Here is an 11,248-nt window from a genome sequence, read left to right as displayed (position 1 = left end):
TATTTTACAAAGATTTTTTAATAAATTTAGTGTTAAAAAAATGGAGGAAATGATATGAATCACAATACTGGTTTATGGCGCCAACGTTTGGGCTATGGCGTTGCCGATTTATCCTGTAATTTAATATGGCAAATGATAACGCTTTATCTGATGTATTTCTATACAGATGTTATGGGACTTGCTCTTGTTCAAGTCAGCATGCTGTTCCTTGTGACAAGAATCGTCGATGGGATTACTGATATCATTATGGGGGTTATCATTGATAAAACGAATACACGCTGGGGAAAATCCAGACCTTACTTTTTATTGGGAGCGATACCATTTGGTTTGCTCGCCATTTTAGCCTTTTATGTTCCAGATATAGGACCTGTTGGCAAACTCATTTATGCATATATCACCTATATCGGCTTATCCACAGCTTATACAATGGTAAATGTTCCGTTGGCATCAATTCTGCCGAACTTAACAAGTAATGAACAGGAGCGTACGAATCTTGCTACCGTTAGAATGATCTTCTCCTTTATTGGAGCTACTGCAGTTAGTGCCATTACCCTTCCTTTAGTTAATGCTTTAGGAAATGGCTCTCAAGCTCAAGGATTCTTGTGGACGATGGTGATTTTCGCAATCATTGCAACATTGTTATTCTTCGTAACCTTTAAAAACGTTGAGGAAAAGGTAAAATTGCGTCAGGAAAAGGTAACTGTAAAACAAGCATTTTCAACGTTAAAAGGGAATAAGCCTTGGTTGATTTTCGCATTAAATATTGTGTTTATGTTTGGATCTCATTTCTTTATGCAGGGAGCATTAATATATTATTACACTTATAATGTTGGGCAGCCAGAATTAGCTTCAGTAGTAGCTAGTATTGGAGCCTTCGTTCCAATCATTGGAACATTTTTCACACCTTTTTTTGCAAGTAAAATGTATAAACGCACCTTGTTTATGATTTCAAGTACTATTAATCTTGCAGGTATCATCATGATGATCATCGCAAATGTAAACGTTACAGGATTAATGATTGGTGCTGTCATTACAGCATTAGGTTTTGGAGTAAAACAAAGTATTTATTTTTCAATGCAAGCAGATCCCGTAGATTTTGGCGAATGGAAAACAGGAATAAGTGCAGCCGGCATCATGATGGCCTTAAACGGATTTATTGGCAAAGTTGCGTTAGCAGCAGCCGGAGCTCTTTCCGGATTATTTTTAAGTTGGGGAAATTATGTTCCAAATCAAACGCAAACTGCTTCTGCTTTATTTGCCATTAAAATGAACTATTTAATCATTCCAGCAGGTATGGTCGTGATTTCAATGATTATTATGTGTTTTTATAATTTGGATAAATTGTATCCAAAAATCCGTGCAGAAATTGATGCACGAAATAAAGAAGATAATGGAACATTTGACCATTCAAAATTAGCATAATATGAAACTAGCAAAGGATAGGTGGAAATTGTCATGTCCGAAAAAATTCAAAAAGTTGCCGATCAAGTCATCGTACGAAATGAAACATTTATCTCAAAAGCTGAACGATTAATGCCTAAATTTTTAAAAGAAATAGTCCGTCCACAAAGCCTCATAAAAATAGAGGAAAATCCCGCTAAAATTCATGGCTGGGGAACAGAAGTGATTGAATCAGCAGATCACCTATCAAACTATGATTATGGGAAAGGAGGTCAATTCATTCTGGATTTTGGTACACATCTTGTTGGGTATCTTTCCATGAAGGTAAGTCCAGTAGGAAGCCCGCCTGATGCTCCACTTCACCTGAAATTGACATTTGGAGAAATGCCCGTTGAAATGGCTGAGCCTTTTTCTGAATATAACGGATGGATCAGCTCATCCTGGCTGCAGGAGGAAACACTGCATGTTGATGTGTTGCCTGGAGTAATTGAATTGCCGCGACGTTACAGCTTCCGTTATTTAAAAGTTGAGGTTCTTGATACATCCAAAAAATATCGTGTAGCCTTTGATAATGTCGAGTGTATAACTGTTACTTCTAGTGATGCTTCACTTGTAAAAGAATTAGCTCATGAAGATGCAATGCTAAAGGAAATTGACAAAGTAAGCATCAAAACCTTGCAGGATTGTATGCAAGAGGTCTTCGAGGACGGACCAAAACGTGATCGCCGTTTATGGGTTGGTGATTTACGCTTGCAGGCCCTTGCGAATTATGAGACCTTTCAAGCAAATGATTTAGTGAAAAGATGCTTGTATTTATTTGCCGGCGTACCTGATGACAAGGGAAGAGTGGCAGCAAACTTATTTATCGCCCCTTCTCTAATCGCAGATGATACGTATTTATTTGATTATTCCTTATTATTTACAACGTCTTTATTCGATTATGTTGAAGCAACGAATGATTACGAAACACTGGCAGAATTGTGGCCGCTGGCATACAGACAGGTTGAGATTGCACTTGAACGATTAGATGAGGGAGGAATTGTCAAGGATGATGAAAAATGGTGGTCATTTATTGATTGGAATGAAAAACTAAATAAGCAAGCTCCTTCACAAGCAATCTTAATTTATACTTTAAGAAGAACAATAAAAATGGCAGCTCTTCTGAAGAGCGATAAGCAAGCGTATTTAGAAAAACAGCTGCAAGCAGTGATTGATGCGACAATGGAACATCTTTGGGATGAAGACCTTGGATTTTTCGTAAGCGGCTCAGATCGCCAGGTTTCCTGGGCAAGCCAAATCTGGATGGTTCATGCGGAAGTGTTGGCACTTGAAGCTAACCGTAAGCTTATGAATCACTTGTTAGCCAAAAAGCCTGAAGTTGGGCTGACAACACCTTATATGTATCATTATCTTGTGGAAGCACTCATACTAGTTGGTGAAAAGGAACAAGCAATTGAGCAAATGAAGGCTTACTGGGGGGAAATGATCAAGGATGGTGCTGATACATTCTGGGAATTATACGATCCCGCCAATAAGAGCTTTTCACCGTACGGAAGCTATTTAATCAATAGTTACTGCCATGCTTGGAGCTGTACTCCTACGTATTTAATACGTAAGTATGCTTTATAGATTTATGAATTTTAATATAAGGGACAGTCCCAAATAGTAGGATTTTGGGAATGTCCCTTTTAATCGAGTAAAAAATACCGGGGACTGCCCCCGTATTTAGACAGTCCTTTTATTTTTCCGATATCGACTCGGCGTTTCTCCGTATAGCTCTTTGAACTTTCGGTAAAAGAAGCTAAGGCTGTCATAGCCGACTTGAAAAGCAATTTCATCGATACTTTTATCTGTATTTGTTAGTAGGCTTTCAGCATTAATCATTCTTTGTGTTTGCACAAGTTCAAGAAATGTTTTACCTGTTCGTTCCTTCAGCATATTTCCTAGGTAATTTGCATTGAAATTAAAGGTTTCTGCTAAACTTGTTAATGTACAATCCTTATAATGCTCCTCAATATACTGCAGGATTTCAATGATATTTGTCTTTCCTGATGATTTCGCAAGTTCAAAGTTTTTATCTAATGTGTAAACACGCATAAGCTCAGTAAAGAGGATTGGCATATAATAGCTCACCAATTCCATCGAGTAGTCCTGCGGATCAAAATACTCGCAAAGCATATTCCGAATAATCAATTGCAAGTTTTCATGATTTTCAGTATGGAATAGTATATACCTGTCATGACGCTGATTCTCTGAAACAGCATTCGCCAAAAAGCTCGAAACAATGCCCTTATTGCTCAACTGTCCTAAAAAGGCAGTTGAAAATGTCTCTTTTTTCATAATGATATTAACCAATATATCATTTTCCCCCAATTCAGGGATGCTGTGCGGAACATCCTTATCTAGCAAGCAAATCTGCCCTTGAGTCAATTTTACTTCTTTCCCATTTAAAAGCTGCCGGCATTCCCCTGAATACACATAATTCATTTCAATAAAGGTGTGCATATGCAGGGGCATATCGGCAAAACGATGGTGCTTGCTAATATAGACAGGCCCTTTATCAAAAAAATACTTTTCCTGTAAACGCGGAATAGAGCTGTCATCTTCAATGATCAGCTCATTCCCATCATAATCATTTACATTTTCATGGGTGATGATTTGAATTTTTTCAATATCATCCAGCTTGCGCAAGAATTGATCTAATTGTTGGTGATTCATCTTCATTCTCCTGAACAATAGAAACTGATTACTTTTCTTTCATTTTAATTGAATTTCAGTTACCTTTCAAAATTGAAGACGAAATCACATAAAAAATCGAATGGCCACCTAAAATTCCGTTAAAACTCAATGTGTATTAAAATGTTTCCCGCTCCTCTACTTCACTTCAAAAATCATAAATGACCAAGGCTTTAATAAGATAGTTTCACCCTGTTTAAATGGTTTATCAGATAATAATTCAACAGCATCTTTAAACGGATACATTAACTCTTGTAATTCAGCTGAATAGTTAAAGATAAACTTTACCGTTTTACCTTGTTTAAACGTTCAAGCAATTGGTCTGAAGCGACATATAAACAAGGAACAATGATCATTAGATAAAAAGCAGCTGAAGCTCTTGCTGAACGAAGAAAAAGGTTAAAATAATACAAAATTGTAATATAGAAAACAACTATTACAAGTAAAGGTACCTTATTCTAATTAGGAGATGAATACTTACCTAATAAAACTAGAAAGATCTATTAATTGAAAAAACAAGAGGCTGAAGGTTTTACAGCAACCTTCAAACCTCAAGAAAAACTGGATAATAAAAGTATATAAATCTAAAAAACCATCTTAAAACATGGTCAAAGGCGTCCATTTTTCTCTTTTAGATAACATTATCGTATAAAAAGTATAATTAAAAATCTATATATATGGCAGTACTGATGTAACTTTTGAAAGTTTAAAATAAGGATGGAAATATAACGCAAATGCCAGACATTCTGATTCCTCTTAATAGTTAATATTCAATGTTTTTTTAGAATTTATATTTTTTCTTAGAATCTTTTGAAGATTACTATGTCTCTCTTTTAAGCAAATAAACATTTCTTCAGTAGTAGCGAGCTTAGTTTTAGCTAACCAGGCACCGCCAATAACCCCTGCATCATTTCCTAATGTTGCAATGTTCAATTCAACTCCTTCCACTACACGAGGAAATGCAAAACGGATAAACTGTTCCCTGACAGAATCCAGTAAAATATCTCCAGCTTTAGAAACTCCGCCACCGATGACAATCTTCTCTGGATTTAATACGTTCGCGATATTGGCAAGAGTAAACCCTAAATGAAAAGCTAATACATTGACAACGTTAACAGCAACCACATCTCTTGCTTTAGCTGCCTCAAAAATCAGTTTGGCTGTAAGTTCATTCGTTTCGTTACCTGCATCCCTTAGAATACTTGGCGTACTTGTTGATGTTAAAATATTCTTGGCTAATCGAACAACACCTGTTGCAGAAGCAACTGTTTCTAGACACCCTGACTTTCCGCAATTACAGATAGCCCCTTCTTCTAACACCGAGGTAATATGACCAATCTCTCCAGCTGCCCCGTTCACACCATGAACAATTTCACCATTTGCAATAACGCCCCCACCAACACCTGTACCAAGCGTTACACATAACAAATTGTTTGCTCCTTCACCTGCACCTTTCCACATTTCGCCGATAGCTGCTATATTAGCATCATTATCCACAACTACAGGCAAGCCTGTTTCTAAAGAAAGCAATTGTCTTAATGGGAAGTTCCTCAATCCCAAGTTAACGGCAACATGGATAGAACCATCTGCATCATTAACTGGCCCAGGTGCACCGATGCCAATTCCTATTAACTTGCTTTTTGTTTCTCCAATTTCAATCAGTTTTTTATCGATAGATCGTCCAATATCTGATGGAATTTTATTTCCTTGCTCACTTTTTTTCGTAGGAATTTCCCATTTATGAACGATATCACCACTACAGGTAATAAATGCGATCTTAATGGTTGTTCCCCCTAGGTCAACACCTACTAACCATTCTACAGACATTTTCACTCTTCCTTTTTCATTAATATATTTTTATTCTAAAGCGTGTAATAATCCTTACTGTTGATGGATTATTCGTATTAAGTACTAAATATCAATAAAACACCATGGTTAATCTTCATTAAATGCAAATTTAGCAATCTAACAATATAATATTTTCGTAAAACTATAAGAAGGGCCTTGTAGTTTGTATCCCACAAGGCCAACAATATAGAAGACATAACAATTTATAATAATGTCAGATCAAACAATAAATTCATTATGTTTTTTACACTCTCATTCTTTAACCAGCATGTCTCTCAGAAAGATGACCGCTTTCATTTTGTTTTTCTTCATTTGGCAATTTCATAAATTTCATCAAAAATGCTCCAAGAAAATACAAGCCGGCGAATATCCACATAACTCCATGAACACCTATACTTCCGATGAATGCTCCCACGATAGCCGGAGCGATAAAGTAGGACAAACCTGCACCAAAACTTACAATAGACATTGCAGATCCTTTTTTCTCAGGTGTCAACGATGTTACAAGGGCTGAAAGTGGGACAAAGCCACAAAGAACAATTCCCATGATAATACCCACAATATTCAAGGCCAAGAAACTGCTGCCAAAAACTTGCGGCGTGTAAAGCATAACCAGTAATATGACACCCATTCCGAAGCTGCCAAGCCACATAATCGTTTTGCGCCAGCCTAACCATCTATCACTAATGTAAGGGATGATGAGGTTAAATATGATATTTGCAAACCACATGGTTCCCCACATTTGCAGAAACTGTTCAGTGGTGAATCCATATTTTGAAGACAAGTACATTGGGAAAAAGATTGGAAGAGCACCTATACCTGTCGAATTGATAATCCGGACAACTCCGCCTATAGCAACTTTCGGCTGTTCGATACAAATGGTAAATCCACTCATTAAGCTTTTTAGTTTCTCCTTCGCAATTCCCTTTTGCTCTTTTCTTATATCGTCTTTCACCACGATAAGACCAATAATACCACCAATTACTACCCAAGCCACTGCACTCCACAACAGGCCGATATATCCAATTTTCGGTAACATGTATGCTGGAAAATAACTGCCCACAACATAAAGCCCTCCGCTCCAGGCTGCCCAAAACAGACCTATAGCTGTAGCCAAAATGCGATCAGGACTTCGGTAAGTTATCCATACTAAGAAGGAGTAGCAAAATAATGGATAACCCAATCCTCTAATTCCATAAGTCGGTAACATGATAGCGTAACTGTTTAGTTTTAAACCATATTCAATAAATAGAACCTGACCAATTAGCCAAGTAACCAATCCTATAAGCATTACTTTCCTTGGTCCCCACATTTCGGTGAGTACACCAGAAAAGTAAGATGCGATCGCCAACACTGCTCCATATACTGCAAAAAGAGTAGCTGATTGTTGAACAGTCAATCCCTTTTCGATAAGATACGGAGACAACCATGCGTGCTCTAGACCGTCACCCGCCATAAAGATGAGCATGGCGACATAACCCCAAATCACGGCGATCGGCAATCCTGCGATATTTCGTTCTTTTCCTGAAATCGCGTTCATTTTTATCACCTCAACATTATATTATTTTATACATATGGTGACTAAGCCTTGTTACAACAATTGAGACAGTCTCCAATTGTTGATGTTAAAGACGTGTATTGCCTCTACAACACATACGTCCTTATGCCCACCACATTTCCGTTGGTTGCTCTTTAAACATGATTCCTTTTAAGAAAGAAACGGCCTTGCCTAATCCTTCATCAATGGACGCCATCATATCTTCATGCTCGATGGAAACGACATAATCATAACCAACTGCACTGAGAGCACTTAAAATATCTTTCCATACCTTTTCACTTTGACCATATCCTACTGATCGGAATGTCCAAGATCGATTTAAAATATCGCTGTAATGTTTCGTGTCTAAGACACCATTTACGTGAATATTTGCTTGATCCAAATATATATCTTTTGCATGAACATGATAAATTGCATTTTCTTTCCCAAGTTTCTTAATCGCTTCTACAGGATTGATACCTTGCCATACTAGATGGCTCGGATCAAAATTGGCTCCAATGACTGGTCCAGCCTGTTCTCTTAATTTCAGCAATGTATCGGGGTTGAATACCACAAAACCTGGATGCATTTCAAACGCAACTCGATTGATACCATGTGATTCCGCAAATTTGGCTTCTTCTTTCCAATAAGGAATCACCACTTCATTCCATTGCCAATTCAGAACCTCCGCGTATTCTGGTGGCCAGGAGCATGTAACCCAATTTGGAAATTTTGCATTTGGGTGGATCACCCGGACAGCCAGAAAATCCGTTCACAACAGGCACCTCAAGGCGTTCCGCTAACAAGACTGTTTTTCTCCAAACTTCATGAGAATCCGCCGCAATTTTTTTATCTGGATGAAGCGGATTACCATGGCAGCTTAAACCGCTGATAGTTAGTCCTCTTTGTTCAATAGCACGTTGAAATAATCTTATTTTCTTGGGATTTTCTAAAAGTTCATCCGGATTACAATGGCTGCTCCCCGGATAATTACCTGTTCCTAATTCTACTGCTTCTACACCCATTTCAACCATCTTGTCCAACATGGTCTCAAAGGCCAAGTTTTGATATAGAACGGTAAATACACCTAGTTTCATGCATGAACCTCCTGCCCCATTTGGACTTTCACCCATTTTTGTTGTTCATGGCTTTCTAAAATGGCATCTGTGATACACATAGAAATATGTCCATCTTCAAAGGTTGCAAAATTTGCGTTGTCATTTATCGGGTCTTTGCCATCTCGAATAAAGGTATAAAAGTTACTCATCATATTTTTTAAAGCGTCTGGCCAGCCTTCATTGTGGCCTCCTGGATGATGAATTTCTGAGCGTGCTTCCGGTAAAAACAAAGCAGGATCCGCCTGAAGAACTTCATTTGGTCTGTCTCGATGCCCAATCCATAATTTCTCGGGTTCTTCCTGGTTCCAGTAGGCTGATTTTTGACTTCCATTTACTTCAAAGCTTAGTCGGTTTTTACGTCCGGCACTAACTTGTGAAACCGTAAATACCCCTCTAGATCCATCTTCAAAACGGACAAGGACAGATGCATAGTCTTCTGTATTAATCGCAACATCTTCATATTGTGATTCCTGTGCTTGGTGAGCTCCAAAAGTCGCAACATTCGATGCAGGTTTCTTCCTTACTGGTATAACAGTTGCTAAATCAGCAAACACTTCCACTATTCGTTTGCCGGTTACATTTTGAACCGTATCACACCAGTGTGATCCAATATCAGCTATTGCTCGTGATTTCCCACCTACTTCAGGAGCTAAACGCCAGTTAAAATCGGTCTCAAACAATAACCAATCCTGCAAATAGCTTCCGTGAACTAAGTTGACTTTTCCCAATTCTCCATTTTTGATCATTACTGACAACTGTCTAACAATAGGAAATTGTCGATAATTAAAGTTCACTCCATGTACAACCTTGTGCTCTTTCGCTAATGCCAATAACTCTGCTGATTCCTCGCTAGACATCGCTAACGGCTTTTCTGATAATACATGTTTACCTGCTTGAATAATCTTTTTATTAATCTTAAAGTGAAGGTGATTTGGAGTACAGTTATGAACCACCTGGATTTCGCTGTCTCGCAGCATGTCACGGTAATCGCCGAAGGCTTTTGGAATACCTAGTTCAGCTGCTTTTTTTTCAGCGGACTCTTGACTACTCTCAGCTAACCCAACTACTTCGACAAATCCCAATCTTCTTATGGCTTCAATATGTGTTGGTCCGATAAAACCAGTCCCAATGATGCCCACTTTTACCTTTTCCATGATTTGATCCTCCCCAAAACTATAATATTCATGTTTTTCTACTGAACCGTCACCAAGCTTACATAATGATTTGTTCACTAAAAGAAAGGCTATTGTTCCAAATCCACGAATTTAAATATTATTGAAACAAATTTTTAAAAAACACAGGTTATTTTTAACTTATAAGGCCACTCCCAACAGGAGCAGCCTCTCTTAAATTTTTACTTAACTTCAACTAAATTTTTGGAAGTACTTACCCATTCACCTTTTTCAGCTGATTCTAGAATCGCATCAGCAATGACTTCAATCTGATATCCATCCTTGAAGTTTGGTGAAACCTCTGTATCTTCTGTTATTGATTTAAAGAAATCATATGTTTCAATGATTTTTGTTTCTCCATAACCAATACCTAATGCAGGAATTGGCCATAATCCTTCTCCGTATGGATGAGCCGGCCCTGTATAAACTGTACGGAATCCTTTAGCATCGCCAGGATCGTCAGAGAAGCATACTTGCAGTTCATCACGACGTTCATAGTTGAATGCTAGAGAACCTTTCTCACCATGGATTTCAAAAGTTAAATAGTTATTACGTCCCCACGCATTACGGGTTGCTTCAATTGTCCCGATAGCACCATTATCAAACTTGACCATAGTAATAAATTCATCATCTACATCAACTGCACCTTTTGGCACATCGCCAGCACTTTTAACAGTACCTAATTTGTCTACGCCGCCTGTTTGAATCGGTCTTTCCGTAATCCATGTTTTTGTTACGGCATTTACATCTGTGATTTCACCGACTAGGTAACGTGCAAAGTCTACTACATGTGTTCCGATATCACCTAAAGCACCAGATCCAGCAACTTTTTTCTGGAAACGCCATGATAAAGGTGAATTTGGATCAGCAGACCAGTCTTGCAGATACGTACCACGGAAGCTTAACACTTTCCCGATTCTTCCTTCTTCAATATATTTTTTCGCTAATGCCACAGCAGGTGTTCTTCTGTAGTTAAAGGCAACCATATGTTTGACGCCGGCTTCTGTTACTGCAGCTAGCATTGTCTTTGCTTCTTCAGCACCTAGTGCAAGTGGTTTTTCACAAATGACATGTTTACCCGCTTTTGCAGCAGCAATAGCAATCTCAGCATGAGTATTATTAGGTGTGACAATATCGATAATATCAATGTTTGGATCGTTAACTACCTCTCTCCAATCAGTAGCATAATGGTCAAATCCTAACTTTGCAGCTGCATCTTTTGCTAATTCTTCTGTAACATCAACTAGTGTGTGACGATGAGGAATCGCTGGTGCCGGCCAAAAAAACATCGGCATCCCCGCATAAGCAAGTGCGTGCGCTTTCCCCATAAATCCTCCGCCAATCATACCTACATTTAATTTTTTCATTTTTATACCCATTCCTTTCGCTTCGCTCAAGGCACAAAACGTAATGAAATAAGTTTTGTACCTCGAGCG

General features: G+C 38.2%; 7 protein-coding genes and 1 pseudogene. 2 read left to right on the top strand and 6 right to left on the bottom strand.

The window, feature by feature from the left end:
• The first annotated feature begins 54 nt into the window (after positions 1 to 54).
• Entirely contained in the window at positions 55 to 1,422 is a 1,368-nt protein-coding gene (locus tag Q1B07_RS13170; protein ID WP_299090534.1) for an MFS transporter, read from the top strand.
• 33 nt (positions 1,423 to 1,455) lie between these two features.
• Positions 1,456 to 3,030 (top strand): sugar hydrolase, encoded by a 1,575-nt coding sequence (locus Q1B07_RS13165; protein ID WP_299090533.1) that lies wholly within the window; start codon positions 1,456 to 1,458, stop codon positions 3,028 to 3,030.
• 96 nt (positions 3,031 to 3,126) lie between these two features.
• On the opposite strand, the gene Q1B07_RS13160 is transcribed toward Q1B07_RS13165, so the two are convergent.
• The 6 genes and pseudogenes from Q1B07_RS13160 to Q1B07_RS13135 all read right to left on the bottom strand — a co-directional run bounded on the left by Q1B07_RS13160 (position 3,127) and on the right by Q1B07_RS13135 (position 11,179).
• Complete coding sequence (locus Q1B07_RS13160) at positions 3,127 to 4,119, bottom strand: helix-turn-helix domain-containing protein (protein WP_299090531.1); 993 nt, start codon at positions 4,117 to 4,119, stop codon at positions 3,127 to 3,129.
• Between the two features lie 774 nt (positions 4,120 to 4,893).
• Entirely contained in the window at positions 4,894 to 5,964 is a 1,071-nt protein-coding gene (locus Q1B07_RS13155; RefSeq protein ID WP_299090529.1) for an ROK family glucokinase, read from the bottom strand.
• A gap of 280 nt (positions 5,965 to 6,244) precedes the next feature.
• Positions 6,245 to 7,525 carry an MFS transporter gene (locus Q1B07_RS13150; protein ID WP_299090527.1) on the bottom strand — a complete coding sequence of 427 codons (1,281 nt, stop codon included), beginning with the start codon at positions 7,523 to 7,525 and terminating at the stop codon, positions 6,245 to 6,247.
• A gap of 121 nt (positions 7,526 to 7,646) precedes the next feature.
• Positions 7,647 to 8,619: pseudogene (locus Q1B07_RS13145) on the bottom strand (sugar phosphate isomerase/epimerase).
• The gene (locus tag Q1B07_RS13140) at positions 8,616 to 9,794 is read right to left on the bottom strand and encodes a Gfo/Idh/MocA family oxidoreductase (RefSeq protein ID WP_299090524.1); all 1,179 of its coding nucleotides are present in this window, start codon (positions 9,792 to 9,794) and stop codon (positions 8,616 to 8,618) included. Before Q1B07_RS13140 ends, Q1B07_RS13145 begins: the two are co-directional and overlap by 4 nt.
• A 200-nt stretch (positions 9,795 to 9,994) precedes the next feature.
• Complete coding sequence (locus Q1B07_RS13135; RefSeq protein ID WP_299090666.1) at positions 9,995 to 11,179, bottom strand: Gfo/Idh/MocA family oxidoreductase; 1,185 nt, start codon at positions 11,177 to 11,179, stop codon at positions 9,995 to 9,997.
• Positions 11,180 to 11,248 lie beyond the last annotated feature (69 nt).

This window comes from uncultured Metabacillus sp. (genome assembly GCF_947503125.1).
Lineage (GTDB): Bacteria > Bacillota > Bacilli > Bacillales > Bacillaceae > Metabacillus.
Note: the sequence above shows the minus strand (reverse complement) of the source record. Positions and strands in the feature narration are given on the sequence as shown.

Bases quoted from the DNA above. Each gene is read 5' to 3' on its own strand.
- Q1B07_RS13170 (WP_299090534.1), top strand. From the start codon at position 55: ATGAATCACAATACTGGTTTATGGCGCCAACGTTTGGGCTATGGCGTT.
- Q1B07_RS13165 (WP_299090533.1), top strand. From the start codon at position 1,456: ATGTCCGAAAAAATTCAAAAAGTTGCCGATCAAGTCATCGTACGAAAT.
- Q1B07_RS13160 (WP_299090531.1), bottom strand. From the start codon at position 4,119: ATGAATCACCAACAATTAGATCAATTCTTGCGCAAGCTGGATGATATT.
- Q1B07_RS13155 (WP_299090529.1), bottom strand. From the start codon at position 5,964: ATGTCTGTAGAATGGTTAGTAGGTGTTGACCTAGGGGGAACAACCATT.
- Q1B07_RS13150 (WP_299090527.1), bottom strand. From the start codon at position 7,525: ATGAACGCGATTTCAGGAAAAGAACGAAATATCGCAGGATTGCCGATC.
- Q1B07_RS13140 (WP_299090524.1), bottom strand. From the start codon at position 9,794: ATGGAAAAGGTAAAAGTGGGCATCATTGGGACTGGTTTTATCGGACCA.
- Q1B07_RS13135 (WP_299090666.1), bottom strand. From the start codon at position 11,179: ATGAAAAAATTAAATGTAGGTATGATTGGCGGAGGATTTATGGGGAAA.